Genomic DNA, 17041 nt, shown 5'->3' with positions numbered 1-17041 from the left:
TTTCCATGGACGCCGTCGCGACCTCTCCTTCACCGGCCTGGATGAGCCGTCACTTCAGTGCCGCCGACCGGGTCCGCGCGACCTGGCGCGGGAATCGCCTGCTGCGCTGGCTCGGGCTCGCGCTGCTTGGCGGCTACTTCCTGTTCGTCGCCGTCTGGATCTTCTTTGCCGCGGGGCTGCCGTCGAGCGAGAAACTGCTCGCCTATCAGCCGCCGCTGCCGAGCAATATCCGCGGGGTCGACGGCCAGCCGGTCGGCACGTTCGCGCGCGAGCGGCGGGTCGAGCTCAACTACGGCGAATATCCACCAATGGTCATCCAGGCGTTCCTGTCGGCGGAGGACAAGACTTTCTTCAGCCACGGTGGCATCGACTATCCCGGCCTGGTCGGCGCGGTTGGCGACTTCGCGCTGAAAAGCGCCACCGGAGGCGCGCGCGCCCGCGGCGGATCGACCATCACCCAGCAGGTGGCCAAGGCGCTGCTGCAGGACGACGAATATGCCGTCAGTCGCAAGATCCGCGAAGCGATCCTCGCCTTCCGGCTCGAAAATACGCTGACCAAAGAGCAGATCCTCGAGCTGTATCTCAACCAGATCTTCCTCGGCCGGAACGCTTATGGCGTGCAGGCGGCCTCGCGCGCCTATTTCGACAAGGACGTCGCCGACCTGACGCTATCCGAAGCGGCCTATCTCGCGATCCTGCCCAAGGCTCCGAGCAACTACGATCCCGTCCGCCAGACCCAGCGTGCGCTCGACCGCCGCAATTACGTCCTGCGCGAGATGGTCAACAATGGCTTCGTCAGCCAGGCGCAGGCGAGCGAAGCGGGCGCGGCGCCGCTGGGCACCATCCGCCTCGGCACCAACGCCAAGTTCCGTGAAGTCGGCGGCTATTTCACCGAGGAAGTGCGCCGCGAGCTCCTCCGCCGTTATGGCGAGGACGCGACCGACAGCGCCAACAGCGTTTATGCCGGCGGCCTGTGGGTCCGCACCTCGATGAACCCGGTGATGCAGGACGCCGCCGCCGAAGCGTTGCGCGAGGGCCTGGCCAAATTCGACGGTGGACGCGGGTGGCGCGACACCGGGCTCAGCATCGACACCGACGGCGACTGGCGCGGCCGGCTCGACCGCGCGCCGCTCGGCACCGGCTTTCCCGATTGGCGCAAGGCGGTGGTGCTGGACAAGGGCACATCGAGTGCCAGCATCGGCTTCACCGACGGATCGACCGGCACGCTGGCCGCGGGCAATGCCACCATGCCGCGCCGGGGCGGGGGAGGGACCGCCTTCTCCAATCTCAAAGACGGCATGATCATCATCGTCAAGCAGATCGCCGGCAACCAATATGCGATCCGCTCGATCCCCGAGGTCGGCGGCGGGTTCGTCGCCGAAGAAGTCCGCACCGGCCGGGTGCTGGCGATGCAGGGCGGCTTCGATTCGATCGGCGCCAGCTACAATCGCGCCACGCAGGCGCAGCGCCAGCCGGGCTCCACCTTCAAGCCGATCGTTTATTATTCGGCGCTTGCCAACGGCATGACGCCGGCGACGCTGATCGACGACGCGCCCTTCTGCGTGTGGCAGGGCGCCGGGCTCGGCAACAAGTGCTTCCGCAATTTCGATGGCGATTATGCTGGTCCCAAGACCATGCGCTGGGGCGTGGAGCAATCGCGCAACCTGATGACGGTGCGGGCAGCCTCGCAGACCGGCATGGCCAAGGTCACCGACACCGCCAAGCGGCTCGGGGTCGGCGATTACCCCAATTATCTGTCGATCGCGCTGGGCGCTGGCGACACCACGGTGCTCAAGCTGACCAACGCGTACGCGATCCTCGCCAATCACGGCCGGGCGGTCACGCCCACGCTGATCGATTTCGTCCAGGACCGCGACGGCAAGGTGATCTTCCGTACCGACACTCGCTGTCAGATCATGGAAGGGCGTTGCAATGCGCCCGACTGGGACGGCGGCGCCATGCCGCGCCCGCCGAGCCGCTCGCGCCAGCTGCTCGAGCCGCAGGCCGCATTCCAGATGGTCCACATCCTGACCGGCGTGGTCGAGCGTGGCACCGCCACCGTGCTGCGCGACCTCAATCGTCCTTTGTTCGGCAAGACCGGCACCACCAGTGGTCCGACCAACGTGTGGTTCGTCGGCGGTACGCCCGACGTCGTCGCCGGGACCTATATCGGCTACGATCAGCCGCGCTCCTTGGGTGGCGCGGCGCAGGGCGGGCGGATTGCCGCCCCGATCTTCAAGCAATGGGCCGAGGCTTCCTTCAAGGACGTGCCGCCGACCCCGTTCGTCGCGCCGCGCGGCATTCGCATGGTCCGCATCGACCGTGTCACAGGCCGCCGCGTGTTCGGCACCTTCCCGGTGCGTGAGGATCCCAAGTCGGCGGTAATCTGGGAAGCTTTCCAGCCCGAAAGCGAACCGCGCCGCACTTTGCGCCGCGCGGGCGAGGAGCAGGAACTGGCCGCCGCCGCCGCCAAGGCCGCGCCGACCCGCCGCCGCCCGCCGCCGCGCCCGCGTCCGGAAGCGACCCGCCCGGCCGAACCGGCCACCCCGCCAGAGGACTTCTTGGCAAGGCAGGGCGGAATCTACTAGGACAGGGCGTGGCCGCTTCGTTCGAGCATTCCTGCTCCGAACGGCCACGAGCGAAAGGATTTCTCTGACATGCGCGCCGAAGCGCAGGCCCATATCGACCAGGTCAATGCCGCCACCGCCCTCCTGCGCCGCTTCCTCGACTGGGACCGGGCGTTGAGAAGGCTGGAGGAGCTCAATCAGCGGGTCGAGGACCCGACCTTGTGGGACGATCCCAAGGCCGCGCAGGAAGTGATGCGCGAACGCCGCCGGCTGGACGAGGCGATCACCGCCACCCGCAAGATCGAGACCGAGCTCACCGACACGGTCGAACTGATCGAGATGGCCGAGGCCGAGGGCGATGCGGGGCTGGTCGACGACGGCGTCGCCGCGCTGGAAGACCTCGCCGAGCGCGCCGAAAAGGACAAGGTCGCCGCGCTGCTGGCGGGCGAGGCCGATGCCAACAACAGTTATGTCGAGGTCAATTCGGGCGCCGGCGGGACCGAAAGCCAGGATTGGGCCGGCATGCTTCAGCGCATGTATTCGCGCTGGGCCGAACGCCATGGCATGAAAGTCGAACTCGTCGATTTCCATTCGGGCGAGCAGGCCGGGATCAAGTCGGCGACACTGCTGGTCAAGGGCGAGAATGCGTACGGCAATCTGAAGGTCGAAAGCGGGGTCCACCGGCTGGTCCGGATCAGCCCCTACGACAGCTCGGCTCGCCGCCACACCAGCTTTGCCTCGGTCTGGGTCTACCCGGAAGTCGACGACGACATCGACATCGAGGTCAACGAAAGCGATCTTCGAATCGACACCTACCGGGCGTCGGGCGCGGGCGGGCAGCACATCAACACCACCGACAGCGCGGTCCGGATCACGCATATCCCGACCAACATCGTGGTGCAGTGCCAGAACCAGCGCTCGCAGCACAAGAACAAGGCCGAGGCGATGAAGCAGCTCAAGGCCCGGCTGTACGAAGCCGAGCTGCAGAAGCGCGAGGCCGAGGCCAATGCCACGGCGGCGGCCAAGACCGATATCGGCTGGGGCCACCAGATCCGCTCCTACGTCCTGCAGCCCTATCAGCTGGTCAAGGACCTGCGCACCGGCATGACCTCGACCGCGCCGAGCGACGTGCTCGACGGCGATCTCGATCGCTTCATGGCTGCGGCATTGTCGCAGCGGGTGACCGGCGAAAAGGTCGACGTGGAAGACGTCGACTAGGATGCGGCGAGGGGGCACGCTCGCGATCGGTTGGCTGGCGCTGGCGCTCGCCGCCTGCCGTGCCGAGGGCGACCCCGCCGACAGCTTTCCGCCCGCCGGGCGCGACGTGGCGCCGATCGTGTCGGACGCTTTCTCGACCGAGGATGTGCGCGACCGCGTCGGCGAATTCGAGGCGGTGGTCGCCGCCGCGCAGGTCCAGCCCGGCATGTCGGTCGCCGATATCGGGGCCGGCGAAGGCTATTACACCGTCCGCCTGTCGCCGCTGGTCGGGGCCAAGGGCCGCGTTCTGGCGCAGGACATCGTCCCCGAAACCCGCGACCGCCTTGCCGACCGCGTCCAGCGCGAAGGCCTCGACAACGTCACCGTGCGGCTGGGCGAGCCGGCCGATCCCAAGCTTCCGCCCGGCGGGCTCGACCGCATCTTCATGGTCCACATGTATCATGAGGTGACCGACCCCTATGCCTTCCTCTGGCACCTGGTCGGCGGGTTGAAGCCCGGCGGCGAGGTGATCGTGGTCGACGCCGATCGCCCGGTAAAACGCCACGGCATTCCCCCCGCGCGCCTGCGCTGCGAGCTGGCGGCGCTCAACCTTCGGCTCGAGCGATTCCACCGACTGCCGGGAGGTGACAGCTTCTTCGCGGCCTTCCGCGCGGCCGGACCGCGCCCCGAGCCCGGCGCAATCAAGCCGTGCAGCGAACAGCTGTGACGCTCGCCTTTCAGGATTTCCAGGCGGTCGAGATCCATGCCGGCACCATCACCGCCGCCGAGCCTTTTCCCGAAGCGCGCAAGCCCGCCTTCAAGCTCACCATCGATTTCGGCCCCGCCATCGGCACCCGCCGCAGCTCGGCCCAGATCACCGCACTCTACAACCCCGACGACCTCGTCGGCCGCCAGGTGATCGCCGTCACCAACCTCGCCCCGCGCCAGATCGGTCCGTTCATGAGCGAAGTGCTGGTGCTGGGCCTCAGCGACGCGGAAGGCCGGATCAGCCTGCTTGCCCCCGATCATCCGGTCCCGAACGGCGCGCGGATGCACTGAACGCACTGCCTGCTTCGACCAACGGTGCTTTCTTCTTAACCCCTGTCAGCCTATCTCGGCCCCAAGCATCTTATCTGGGGTTGGAAACGAACATGCGCGTGGCAAAGGCGATCTGGGGCCTGTTGGTCGGGATCAAGGACGCTCTCGTCCTGCTCTTCATGTTCATCTTCTTCGCCGGCCTGTACGCGCTTCTGTCCGCGCGGCCGGCGCCGACCGTCAAGGACGGCGTGCTGGTCATGAACCTGCGCTCGGGCGTCACCGAACAGCCGGCCGAGCAGGACGCCTTCGCGCTTGCCGGCGGCTCGTCCGCTCCCGCTCCGCTCGCCCTGCGCGATGTCCTTGAAGCGCTGCGCAAGGCCAAGGACGACAGCCGCGTCAAGGCAGTCGCGCTCGATCTCGACGGCTTCTCGGGCGGGCAGACGGTGGTCGCCGAACTCGGCGAAGGCCTCGACGAAGTGCGCCGCAGCGGCAAGCCGGTGCTCGCTTACGCCACCGGCTACGAAGACCGCGGCTACCAGCTTGCCGCCCACGCCAGCGAGATCTGGGTCAACCCGATGGGCGGCGTGCAGCTACGCGGGCCGGGCGGCAACAACCTGTATTTTGCCGGCCTGCTCGAAAAGCTCGGCGTTACCGCCAATGTCTTCAAGGTCGGCAAGTTCAAAAGCGCGGTGGAACCCTTCACGCGTTCCGACATGAGCCCCGAAGCGCGCGAGAATGCGCAGGCGCTCGCCTCCGCCCAGTTCGAAACCTGGCGCGACGATATCCGCAAGGCGCGGCCCAAGGCCAATGTCCACGCCTCGCTGCGCCAGCCGGTGCAGCTGGTGCAGGCGGCCGGCGGCGATTTCGCGGTCGCCTCGCAGCGCGCCGGGCTGGTCGACAAGGTCGCCGACCGCCGCGCCTTCGACGCCCGCCTCGCCGAACTCGGCGGCGCCGACGAGAAGCTTGCGGGCGGGTACAAGCGCATTCGCCTCGACCGCTACATCGCCGCCGAAGTCAGCGGCAAGCGCGGCACCGGCCCGATCGGAGTGGTGACGGTCGCCGGCAACATCGTCGACGGCAAGGCGCCGCTTGGCACCGCAGGTGGCGACAGCATCGCGGAATCGATCGAAAAGGGCCTGCGCGACGACAAGATCAAGGCGATCGTGGTCCGCATCGACAGCCCCGGGGGCTCGGCGCTCGCGTCCGAGCGCATTCGCCAAGCGCTGCTCGCCGCGCGTGAAAAGAAGATCCCGGTGGTCGCCTCGATGGGCAATGTCGCCGCGTCCGGCGGCTATTGGGTCGCCACCGCCGCCCAGCACATCGTCGCCGAACCTTCGACCATCACCGGCTCGATCGGCGTGTTCGGCATCCTGCCGAGCTTCCAGGGCAGCTTGAGCAAGCTCGGCATCAATGCCGACGGTGTCGCCACCACCCCACTGTCGGGCCAGCCCGACCTGTTCAAGGGCATTTCGCCCGAAGCCGGCCAGCTGATCCAGCTCGGGGTCGAAAGCACCTACGGCAAGTTCCTGTCCATCGTCGGCAAGGCCCGCGGCAAGACTCCGCAGCAGATCGACGCGATCGGCCAGGGCCGCGTGTGGTCGGGCGGCCAGGCGCGCCAGATCGGGCTGATCGACCAGTTCGGCGGTATGGAAGAAGCGGTCGCCAAGGCGGCCGAGCTCGCCGGGCTCGACGCCGACAATCGCGGGCTGACCTATCTCGAGCGCAAGCCTTCGTGGCGCTCCGAGCTTGCCGGCTTGCTGCGTGACGACAATGACGAGGCGAGCGAGACCGATGCTTTCGCCTCGCTCCGCACCGACCCCGAAGCGCTGGCCGCCTCGGTGTTGCAGCAGGCTGAACTGTTGCTCAGCGGCCCGACCATCCAGGCCCGCTGCCTCGAATGCGCGCCCGTCGAGGTTCGCCCGGCCGCCGCGACCCCGCCGGCCGGGTGGTTGGCACGGCTGTTCGCCTTGCTCTCGTAAGGCTTTTCCGCTAGGGGCGCGCACGTCGATCCGGGTCGGAGAACCCGGGCGCCGCGCCGTCAGCAGCTGTTTGTCGTCCTATCACGGCCAATCGCTCGGTCCGGGGTCGCGTCCGTCTCCGGTCCGAACGACCCGTCTGTCCGGCATGGGGCCGGGCGAACGGCTTCATCAACGCTTGCCAGGTCCGCCTGATGGAAAGCCTGCCCACCAAGGGAAGGCTGGCGGCATACCGACCGAGCACGAAAAGGACGTTTCAACTTTATGGCCACTGTTGCCAATCCCACCCGCGACGATTTCGCCGCGATGCTCAACGAAAGCCTTGGCGGCGAGAACGAGGCCTTTGAAGGCCGCGTCGTCATCGGCACCGTGACCGCGATCGAAAACGATCTCGCCGTCATCGACGTCGGCCTCAAGAGCGAAGGCCGCGTTCCGCTGCGTGAATTCGCCGCCCCCGGCCAGAAGGCCGAATTGAAGGTCGGCGACCAGGTCGAAGTGTTCGTCGACCGCGTCGAGAATTCGCAGGGCGAAGCGATGCTCAGCCGCGACCGTGCCCGCCGCGAAGCCGCGTGGGACAAGCTCGAAGGCGAGTTCGCCGAAGAGAAGCGCGTCGAAGGTGTCATCTTCGGCCGCGTCAAGGGTGGTTTCACCGTCGATCTCGGCGGCGCCGTGGCCTTCCTTCCGGGCAGCCAGGTCGACATTCGTCCGGTTCGCGACGTGCAGCCGCTGATGGACATCCCGCAGCCGTTCCAGATCCTCAAGATGGATCGCCGCCGCGGCAACATCGTCGTGTCGCGCCGCGCCATCCTCGAGGAAACCCGCGCCGAGCAGCGTTCGGGCCTGATCCAGAGCCTGGCCGAAGGTCAGGTCATCGAGGGCGTGGTCAAGAACATCACCGATTACGGTGCGTTCGTCGACCTCGGCGGCATCGACGGCCTGCTGCACGTCACCGACATCAGCTACAAGCGCGTCAATCACCCCTCGGAAGTGCTGGAAATCGGCGCCACCGTGAAGGTGCAGATCATCCGCATCAACCGCGAGACCCAGCGCATCAGCCTCGGCATGAAGCAGCTAGAGAGCGATCCGTGGGAGGGCGCCCAGGCCAAGTATCCGGTCGACGGCGTGTTCCAGGGCCGTGTTACGAACATCACCGAATATGGTGCGTTCGTTGAGCTGGAGCCGGGCATCGAAGGCCTTGTCCACGTGTCCGAGATGAGCTGGACCAAGAAGAACGTCCACCCGGGCAAGATCGTCTCGACCAGCCAGGAAGTCGAAGTCAAGATTCTCGAGGTCGATGACGAAAAGCGTCGCATCAGCCTTGGCCTTAAGCAGGCCCAGACCAACCCGTGGAACGACTTCGCCGAGAAGCACCCGGTCGGCAGCCAGGTCGAAGGCGAAGTCAAGAACGCGACCGAATTCGGCCTGTTCATCGGCCTGGACGGCGACGTCGACGGCATGGTCCACATGTCGGACATCGCCTGGGGCGTGTCGGGCGAGGAAGCGCTGGCGCTTCATCACAAGGGCGAGACGGTTCAGGCCGTGGTCCTCGACGTCGACGTCGAGAAGGAGCGCATCAGCCTCGGCATGAAGCAGCTTGAGCGTGGCGGCGTGGTTGCCGGCGGCGCGACCGGCGGCGACAGCACCCGCAAGGGCGAGGTCAAGACCGTGACCGTGCTCGAAGTCATGGACGGTGGTCTCACCGTCCAGGTCGGCGACGATGGGCCCACCGGCTTCATCAAGCGCTCGGACCTCGGCCGCGACCGCGACGAGCAGCGTCCGGAGCGCTTCCAGGTCGGGCAGAAGTTCGACGCCCAGGTCACCGGTACCGACCGCAGCAAGAAGCCGACCTTCTCGATCAAGGCGATGCAGATCTCCGAAGAGAAGCAGGCGGTTGCCCAGTACGGTTCGTCCGACTCGGGTGCCTCGCTCGGCGACATCCTCGGTGCCGCTCTCGAGCGCGCCAACAAGAAGTAACAACCGGACGGGGGACGGTTTGCCGGTGGATACCGGTAAATCGTCCCCTTTTTCCGGCTCTTGCGGCGCCGGCCAACATCTGACAGCTTGGCGCAAGCGGGTGGGGGCCCGTATGGCTTCTGCCTCCAGCGGGGACGAACAACGATGATCCGGTCGGAACTGGTCAACAAGCTTTGCCACGACTTTCCCGATCTCTCGCAGCGCGAGATCGAGGCGGTGGTCACCGGCATCTTCAACGAGATTACCGCCCAGCTTGCCAAGGGCGGCCGGGTCGAACTGCGCGGCTTCGGCGCCTTTTCCACCCGCCAACGCGACGCCCGCACCGGGCGCAACCCGCGCACCGGCGAACAGGTCGCGGTGGACGCCAAGAAGGTGCCCTATTTCAAGCCCGGCAAGGAAATGCGCGAGCGGCTGAACCTGACGGAAGTCACCGCCGAATAATCGGGTTCCGCGGGTGTCCGTGGGCCGCCGTTGAGGCGAAGCCATGCTCGGGCGTATCCTGCATCTCGGCGTCTACGCCTTCCAGACCCTCCGGAGAGGGGTGTGGTTCCTCTCGCGGCCGCGCACCCAGGGCGTGCACGCCATTCCGCTGACGCCCGAGGGGAAGCTCGTCCTCGTCAAACTGAGCTACGCCAAGGGCTGGAGACTGCCGGGCGGCGGACGAAAAGCCGACGAGGATCCCGTCGCGGCCATCCTTCGCGAATTGCGCGAAGAGATCGGCTTGACGGCCTACGAGGCGATCGAACCCGTCTGCGAATTCGAACACCGCCCCGACTTCCGCCGCGGCCAGGCCACCCTCTTCATCGTGCGCGACGTCGAGTATCAGCCGCGCTGGTCGCTGGAGGTGAAGGACGTAGAGGCTTTCGACCTCAGCGCACTGCCGACCGACTTGGCCGCGATCACTCACAAGCTGCTTGATTTAGCCAGGCTCGGCCGAAGCTAGGTCCGCGTCCAACCCACTCGGCGATAAACATCGGGATACGCCCCGATCGATCAGCGGTCGTCGAGCAGCCACTGCGATGTGAACGCGTCAACTCGGAGGTTGTCGCAAAGTGGCTGGTTCGAAGCATTGCGAAGTAGTTCCGAGCGGACCCGACCATTGGAAGCCTGTCCAACATACCGCGCACAGCCGCTACCATCATATACGATGGTGGGATAAGCGTAGTTCAGGCGAGCATTGGTCAGTTCGAAAGCAGCCATTTCAGCGTCAGAAAAGGCAACCGCGTTCGAGCTGCGAATTCCATTTTGATGCGTCGCACAGGCAGCAAGAGCACAGCTTAAAATGAGCACGCCGAATTTCCTCATTTTCTGCTCCATCATTGAGATTCGGACGCCTGCCAGCCTAGTTGTAGCTAACGACTGACCCGAGTGGAAAGGTTCGTCTTCAGGAACCGGGCCGATGCAAGCCTTTGCCTCAAACCAAGAGCAGACAGATACGACCTTCCGGCCCCCGTTCGTCGAACCGTCGAAGAACGCCTCTTCCGCCGACTGACGAAGGCCGCCACACTCCGGCGCAACAAACAAGGGGAGGAAAGTCATGCGTCATTTGTTGCTGCTCGGGGCGTTGTCGCTTGCCATGAGCACCACCGCCCTCAGTCAGACCCGTGCCGCGCCCGGTGCGGGCTATCAGCAACCGCCGGCACCGATCGCGCAGATCCTCGACACCAGGCCGACCCCGGCCCCGCTGATCGACCCGACCCGCAGCCGGATGGCGCTGCTCGAGCGGGCCAATCTGCCTTCCATCGCCGAACTGGCCGAGCCTGACTTGAAGCTCGCCGGCTATCGCATCAACCCGCGCAACAACGGGCAGGCGAACAGCCGCGTCGCCTGGCTGACCGGCCTGTCGCTGCAAAACGTCGCGGGCGGCACCGCGCGCGCCGTGGCGCTGCCGGCGGGCACCCGCTTCATCTCGCCCTCCTGGTCGCCCGACGGCCAGCGGCTGGCGTTCCTGGTCGACCGGCCGGCCGGCCTCGAACTATGGGTTGCCGACGCCGCCACCGGCAAGGCGCGCAAGCTGACCGCACCGATCGTCAACGCCGCCGCAACGGGCGCGGCCTTCGCCTGGATGCCCGACAATCGCTCGATCCTGGTCCGCGCGGTGCCCGCAGGCCGCGGGGCGGCACCCTCGGCGCAGGCCGCGCCGGTGCCGATCGTGCAGGTCAACGAAGGCCGCACCGCGCCCGTCCGCACCTATCAGGACCTTCTCAAGAACAGCGGCGACGAGCGGCTGTTCGACCATTATTTCACTGCCCAGCCAACTCTCGTCTCGGTCTCCGACGGCGCCAGCCGCAAGGTCGGCGTTCCCGGCGTCTATCTCGGCCTCTCCCCCTCGCCCGACGGCCGCTACCTGCTGATGACACGGGTCAAGAAGCCCTACAGCTACAACGTCCCCGCCGCGCTGTTCCCGACCGAGATCGTCATCACCGATCTGAATGGCCGCACCGTCAAGCAGCTCGCCGACCTGCCGCTGCGCGACGACGTGCCGCCGCAGTTCGACGCGGTCGCGCCCGGGCCGCGTTCGGCCCAGTGGCGCGTCGACAAGCCCGCCACTGTCGCCTGGGTCGAAGCGCAGGACGGCGGCGACGCGCGTAAGAAGGTCGAGGTGCGCGACCGCCTGCTCGAGCTTGCGGCGCCCTTCACCGGGACGCCCCGTACGCTGGCAGACATGAAGGACCGCTATGCCGGCGTCGTGTGGGGCAAGGACGATGTCGCCTATCTCGAGACCCAATGGTGGAACGACCGCCGCGAAACGCGGATGCTGCTTAACCCGGCGGCGGGCACAGCCAAGGTCCTGCTCACCCGCAACTTCCAGGATCGCTACAACGACCCGGGCGAGCCGATCACGACCCTGAACGCTGCGGGCCGCCCGGTGCTGCTGTTCGGCGCCGATGGCCGCAGCATCTTCCAGTCGGGGGCCGGCGCGCGCCGCGAAGGCGAATTCCCGTTCGTCGATCGGGTCGATCTGGCCGGCGGGCAGGCGACCCGCGTGTGGCAAAGCGCCGCGCCTTACTACGAAGACGTGGTCGCGGTGCTCGACAATGAGGGCAAACGCCTCGTCACTCGCCGCGAAAGCCGGACCGAGCCGCCCAACCTTTACCTGCGCACCGTCGGCGCCAACGATCCGCGCCCGCTGACCCAATTCCCCGATCCCGCGCCGCAGCTCGCGGGCGTGACGCAGCAGCTGATCACCTACAAGCGCAAGGACGGGGTCGACCTGTCGGGCACGCTCTACCTGCCTGCCGGCTACAACAAGGAGCGCGACGGGCCGCTGCCGCTCGTCATGTGGGCCTATCCGACCGAATATACCGATCCCAAGGTCGCCGGGCAGGTCGTCGACACCGACAACCGCTTCACCCGGCCGGGCGGGATCAGCCACCTGTTCCTGCTGACCCAGGGCTATGCGGTGCTCGACGATCCCAAGATGCCGATCGTCGGTGCCGACGGGAAAGAAGCCAACGACACCTATATCGAGCAGCTCACTTCCTCGGCGGAAGCGGCGGTCGATGCGGTGGTGAAGATGGGCGTCGCCTCGCGCGACCGGATCGCGGTCGGCGGGCACAGCTATGGCGCCTTCATGACCGCCAATCTGCTGGCGCACAGCGACCTGTTCCGCACCGGAATCGCCCGCTCGGGCGCCTACAATCGCACGCTCACCCCGTTCGGCTTCCAGGCCGAGCAGCGGACCTATTGGGAAGCGGTCGACACCTATACCAAGATGAGCCCGTTCACGTACGCGCCCCGGATCAAGGAGCCGATCCTGCTGATCCACGGTGAGGCGGACGACAATAGCGGGACCTTCCCGGTGCAGAGCGAACGCTTCTATGCGGCGCTGAAGGGGGCAGGCGCCAACGTCCGCTACGTGGTGCTGCCGTATGAAGCCCACGGCTACCGCGCGCGCGAAAGCGTCGGCCACACCTTGTGGGAAATGACCAACTGGCTCGACCGCTATCTGAAGCCGGCCAAGAAGTGAGAAGAAGCGCCTCCCTGCCGCCCGCCGGCGGGGAGGCGTTCGAGCCTTCAGGCCTGGCGGATCTGCTGGAGCAGCACGCGCGGATTGAACGGCTTGGCAAAGAACAGCGCGTCCACCGGCAGGTCTTCGGGCTTCGGCCGGACCACGCCCGAGGCGACCAGCAGCAGCGTCGGCGGATGCCGATCGCGAACGTAATGCGCCAGGCGCAGGCCATCCATCGACCCGGGCATTTCAATATCGGTCAGCACCGCGAAGATCGGCGGGTGGCGCTTCAGAATAGCGATCGCCTCGTCGGCATCGCCCGCGGCATACACGGTAAAGCCGCGATCCTCGAAGAAATCGACCAGGTCGTCGCGCACGAAGGGTTCGTCCTCGACGACGAGGATGCTGTTGGATGTGAGGTCTGCCGCCATCCTCTCAACCCTTCCGCGGCCGGTCGGAGGTCGGCATCGCAGCATCGATCGCGAATTCGACGCCCGCGGGATCGAACCGCAAGGTCGCGTTGCCGTCGAAATAGGATTGAGTGAACGCTCGATCATCCGCGATCCGAAGCCTCTCTTCTGAGGAGCGCTAACCGGCGGGCCGCCGACTTCTTTCCAATTGAAACGAAAGCGTTTCGACGTGGGGTCGTGATCGGTGGCTTCCCATCCGATCTGGACCTTTCCGTCCTCGTTGCTGAGCGCTCCATATTTGCAGGCATTGGTTGCCAGTTCGTGAAGGGCGAGGGTCAGGGCAAGGCCGGCGGACCCCGGAACCATCATGTCGCCGCCTTCGATCTCGATCCGCTCAGCGAAGCCCTCGGCTGCGCTCAGCCCCGACGCGACGATATCCTTCAGCGACGCCTCGTCCCAAGCGGTGGCGGTCAGCACATCGGTCGCTTTCCCGAACGCGGTCAATCGCGCTGCAAAGGCTTCGGCCGCTTCGTCCACATTGGCAGCGCGGCGGAAGGTCTGGCTGGCGATCGCCTGGACCATGGTCAGGACGTTCTTGAGCCGGTGGCCAAGCTCGGCGTTGAGCAGCCGCTGCTGTGCCTGCGCTTCGACCAGTTCGGTGGTGTCGCGCGACACCGACAGGATCTTGGCGGGCTTGCCGTCGGGACCGAGGATCGGGGCGACCGAAACGTCCCACCATTTGGGATTGCCCTTGTAGGTGTTGGCGGAGGCGATGAACTTCGCCGTCCGGCCTTCGCGCGCGGCGGCGAGCGCGTCCTTGGCGTGGGTATTTCCCTCGCCTTCCCAGAATGACGGCCACGGGCATTCGGCGACCGCGGCGAAATCGTCGATCTCCATCACCTTTTGCCCGCCTTCGCTCATGAAGGTCAGGCGGCCATCGAGGTCGAGCACCTTGATGCAATCGGTCGAACTGCGCAGCACTTCGCTGAGGAACGCCTCGCGTTCGGCCAGATTGGCGACCGCGCGGTGAATCGTGGTCGAATCGTATCCGCCGACGAAGATTCCGATGACCTGTCCGGCATCGTCGCGGATCGGTTCGTAGAGCAATTCGACAAAACTGCTGTTGTCGTTCTGCGACAACTGCAACTCGATCCCGTTCGCGACGAAACGCTCGCCGCTGGCGTAGACCCGGTCGAGAATTTGGAAGAAGCCCTGGCTTTCGAGTTCGGGGAAGACCTCTTTCACCGGGCGCCCGAGATACTCGCGCTCGCCGCCGATCTCGCGATACGCGTCGTTGACGTAGGCGAAGACGTGATCCGGCCCGGTCAGCACCGCGGCGAAGCCTGGCATCTGATCGAGCATCGCCCGCTGCCGCAGTTCCGCGGCGGCGCGCATCTCGTCCTGCAGCACTTCCTGCGTGGTCTCGGTCACCACCACCATCATGCCGCCGATCGCGCCCGCATCGTCGAGCACGGGCGAATACGCGAGGTCGAAGTAGATGACGTCCTGCCGGCCGTGGCGATGAAGCACGATGCGCTGGTTGCGATAGGTTTCGGTCCGACCGCTGCGCGCGACCGCCAGCCGTTCGTGGTTCCAGTCGGCGATCTCGGGCCAGGCTTCGGCCACCGGCAGCGCGATCTTGTTCACGCCCTGCGTCAGCACCGCATAAGCGTCGTTGTAGATCATCAGCCCCGTCTCGCCCCACAGCAGCACCATGGCGGCGGGCGAACGCAGCATCATGCCGACTACGCCCATGAGACCGGTCGGCCAGTCGGCGGGGCGAAGGAAACCCACGGCTTCCCAATCGGCCTCGGCGATCTGATGCGCCGTGTCGGCCGGCCAGTCGAGAAAGGCAGGAAGGACTGCCGGCGAGCTCGCGGGGTCACTGGGCCGCGACGAATCGAGCGATTGGGTTGCGATGGGAGCGTCCTTAACCTTCGGGCGGCGGAGGCAGGCGCGTGCCGGCCTTACACCGCGACCGGGGCGGAAATATGCGGGTGCGGATCGTATCCGACCACCTCGAAATCTTCCAGATCATAGCTGAACAGGTCCTGTCCCCGGTCCTTGATTCGAAGCCGGGGCAGGGGCCTTACCTCTCGGCCGAGCTGAAGCCGCGCCTGGTCGAGATGGTTGGAATAAAGATGCACGTCGCCCCCGGTCCACACGAAGGTGCCCGGCTCCAGGCCGCATTCGCGCGCCAGCATGTGCGTCAGCAGGGCATAGGAAGCGATGTTGAACGGCACGCCGAGGAACAGGTCGGCGCTGCGCTGATACAGCTGGAGGTTGAGCCGCCCGGCCGCGACCTGCGTCTGGAACAGGCAATGGCACGGGGCCAGCGCCATTCGCCCGAGCTCGCCCGGGTTCCAGGCGGTAACGATCTGCCGCCGGCTCGCCGGGTCCTTGCGGATCAGGTCGACGAGCTCGCGGATCTGGTCGATATGGCGCCCGTCCGCCGTTTCCCAGTCGCGCCACTGCTTGCCGTAGACAGGGCCGAGCTCGCCCGTCTCGTCCGCCCATTCGTCCCAGATGCTGACCTTGCGCTCCTGCAGCCAGCGCACATTGGTGTCGCCCTTGAGGAACCACAGCAGTTCGACGATGATCGAGCGCAGGTGCAGCTTCTTGGTCGTGACCAGCGGAAAACCATCGGCAAGATCGAAACGCATCTGCGCCCCGAACAGCGACAGCGTGCCGGTGCCGGTGCGGTCTTGCTGGGGCACGCCCTCGGCCAGGACCTGCGCCATGAGGTGATGATAAGCCTGCATCGGCCAACGGTAGCGCGCCCGCGCGAGGCTGCGTAGCCTTTTTGCGACGGCGGCGCTTTCCTCCGAACCGGACCGTCAAAGATCGCGATCACTCCGAAACGGACCGTCTATCGCTTGGGAACACAGCGCGAACGCACCTAGCGTAACTCATGCTTCAGCGTGCCGAATCTCCTGTTGCATTGAACGGTGTCGAGGCGAGTCGCACTTTCTTCGCTCCCTGCTTCGCCGACGCCACCACCGAAAGCCTGTGGGTCGCGCACCTCGACGACCAGGCCCGCTGCATCCACCTCGTCAGCTACGACGGGAATGAGCAAGCGGTCGACATCCCGGTGCGCGCGATCATCGGTGATGCTATTCGCCTCGACAGCGCGGGGATCCTCCTCGCCCACAATCACCCAAGCGGGCAGGCCATCCCCTCGCGCTCCGACAAGGTCGCCACCCGCGCCCTGATGATTGCCGCCGAGGTGATCGACCTGACGCTGGTCGATCACCTCATCTTCGCCGGGACCGATTGCGCGAGCTTCCGCCGGATGGGGCTGCTCTAGGCCATTTGCCGCTCAGGACAGGATCGAACGATTAGGGTAGAGGGATCAAACCGACCCTGCGCCGATATCTGCGATAATCGCCCCGTAGCCTGCTCGTCACAGTGGCTGACACCCGGTCACTGCAAAGGGTGGGCTTCCCTGCTTACTCCTGCGTGAAAGCGATATCCACCGTCCGGTCGGCAGCGGTGACGCGGACCGGCCGCATGAAATAAACGTCCCGCCTTTTGGGCTGGCGATAGTTCAGCTCTTCCTCGGCGCTCGGCGTGTAAAGGCCGGTCCCGCTGGAGCCGAGCGCGGTGACGAAATAATCGCCCTGCGCGACTTTCCTGAAGCTGAAGCCCTGCGTCCACCCGGAACAGCGAACATCGATCCCCAGGCTTTTGCCCGACACCGCCGGGGGAGCGTCCCGTCCCATCTTCGCCTCGGCACTGACGGCGCGATCGGTCGTGCCGAACATGGCGGCGATTTCGGCGCTCGGATTCTGCCGTGCGCGGGATCAGCTTCACGCCGCGGCAGGCCAGTCCCTTTACGGTCATCTGCCCCTTGATGGTCGCGGCCGAAGCATCGGATGCGATTGCAGGAGCGGCAAGCGGCAGACCCGCAAGAGCAAAGAACAGCAA

General features: G+C 66.2%; 14 protein-coding genes. 10 read left to right on the top strand and 4 right to left on the bottom strand.

All coding sequences use genetic code 11. From position 1 onward, the window contains the following. Positions 1–5 precede the first annotated feature (5 nt). The 8 genes from V6R86_RS00635 to V6R86_RS00600 all read left to right on the top strand — a co-directional run bounded on the left by V6R86_RS00635 (position 6) and on the right by V6R86_RS00600 (position 9695). Positions 6–2588, top strand: coding sequence for a PBP1A family penicillin-binding protein (locus V6R86_RS00635; RefSeq protein WP_338501163.1), 2583 nt, complete (start codon positions 6–8; stop codon positions 2586–2588). A gap of 69 nt (positions 2589–2657) precedes the next feature. Beyond that, positions 2658–3785, top strand: coding sequence for a peptide chain release factor 2 (gene prfB / locus V6R86_RS00630; protein WP_338501161.1), 1128 nt, complete (start codon positions 2658–2660; stop codon positions 3783–3785). 1 nt (position 3786) lies between these two features. Further along, the gene (locus tag V6R86_RS00625; RefSeq protein WP_338501160.1) at positions 3787–4491 is read left to right on the top strand and encodes a class I SAM-dependent methyltransferase; all 705 of its coding nucleotides are present in this window, start codon (positions 3787–3789) and stop codon (positions 4489–4491) included. Beyond that, positions 4488–4823 (top strand): tRNA-binding protein, encoded by a 336-nt coding sequence (locus tag V6R86_RS00620; protein WP_338501159.1) that lies wholly within the window; start codon positions 4488–4490, stop codon positions 4821–4823. Before V6R86_RS00625 ends, V6R86_RS00620 begins: the two co-directional genes overlap by 4 nt. 92 nt (positions 4824–4915) lie before the next feature. Then, complete coding sequence (gene sppA / locus V6R86_RS00615) at positions 4916–6781, top strand: signal peptide peptidase SppA (RefSeq protein ID WP_338501158.1); 1866 nt, start codon at positions 4916–4918, stop codon at positions 6779–6781. A gap of 261 nt (positions 6782–7042) precedes the next feature. After that, the gene (gene rpsA, locus V6R86_RS00610) at positions 7043–8752 is read left to right on the top strand and encodes a 30S ribosomal protein S1 (protein ID WP_338501157.1); all 1710 of its coding nucleotides are present in this window, start codon (positions 7043–7045) and stop codon (positions 8750–8752) included. Between the two features lie 144 nt (positions 8753–8896). Further along, entirely contained in the window at positions 8897–9193 is a 297-nt protein-coding gene (locus V6R86_RS00605; RefSeq protein WP_338501155.1) for an integration host factor subunit beta, read from the top strand. Between the two features lie 43 nt (positions 9194–9236). Further along, positions 9237–9695: an NUDIX domain-containing protein gene (locus V6R86_RS00600; protein WP_338501154.1), complete on the top strand. Its 459-nt coding sequence runs from the start codon at positions 9237–9239 to the stop codon at positions 9693–9695. Positions 9696–9745: 50 nt separating this feature from the next. Here V6R86_RS00600 and V6R86_RS00595 read toward each other — a convergent pair whose 3' ends face one another. Then, positions 9746–10291: a hypothetical protein gene (locus tag V6R86_RS00595; RefSeq protein WP_338501153.1), complete on the bottom strand. Its 546-nt coding sequence runs from the start codon at positions 10289–10291 to the stop codon at positions 9746–9748. Here V6R86_RS00595 and V6R86_RS00590 point away from each other — a divergent pair. After that, positions 10290–12722 (top strand): S9 family peptidase, encoded by a 2433-nt coding sequence (locus tag V6R86_RS00590; protein WP_338501152.1) that lies wholly within the window; start codon positions 10290–10292, stop codon positions 12720–12722. The genes V6R86_RS00595 and V6R86_RS00590 overlap by 2 nt on opposite strands. A 47-nt stretch (positions 12723–12769) precedes the next feature. On the opposite strand, the gene V6R86_RS00585 is transcribed toward V6R86_RS00590, so the two are convergent. Both V6R86_RS00585 and V6R86_RS00580 read right to left on the bottom strand, forming a co-directional pair. Next, the gene (locus tag V6R86_RS00585) at positions 12770–14908 is read right to left on the bottom strand and encodes a PAS domain-containing protein (protein ID WP_338501151.1); all 2139 of its coding nucleotides are present in this window, start codon (positions 14906–14908) and stop codon (positions 12770–12772) included. A gap of 173 nt (positions 14909–15081) precedes the next feature. After that, complete coding sequence (locus V6R86_RS00580) at positions 15082–15876, bottom strand: thymidylate synthase (RefSeq protein ID WP_338501150.1); 795 nt, start codon at positions 15874–15876, stop codon at positions 15082–15084. A gap of 149 nt (positions 15877–16025) precedes the next feature. Between V6R86_RS00580 and V6R86_RS00575 the strand changes: the two genes are divergently transcribed. After that, complete coding sequence (locus tag V6R86_RS00575; protein WP_338501149.1) at positions 16026–16421, top strand: JAB domain-containing protein; 396 nt, start codon at positions 16026–16028, stop codon at positions 16419–16421. A gap of 142 nt (positions 16422–16563) precedes the next feature. Here the strand turns inward: V6R86_RS00575 and V6R86_RS00570 are convergent, their stop codons facing one another. Then, positions 16564–16878, bottom strand: coding sequence for a hypothetical protein (locus V6R86_RS00570; protein WP_338501148.1), 315 nt, complete (start codon positions 16876–16878; stop codon positions 16564–16566). Between the last annotated feature and the right edge of the window lie 163 nt (positions 16879–17041).

It is taken from the genome of Sphingomonas kaistensis (genome assembly GCF_036884275.1).
Taxonomy (GTDB): domain Bacteria; phylum Pseudomonadota; class Alphaproteobacteria; order Sphingomonadales; family Sphingomonadaceae; genus Sphingomicrobium; species Sphingomicrobium kaistense_A.
The sequence above is the reverse complement of the archived record's forward strand: the minus strand, read 5'-3'. Positions and strand labels throughout refer to the sequence as shown.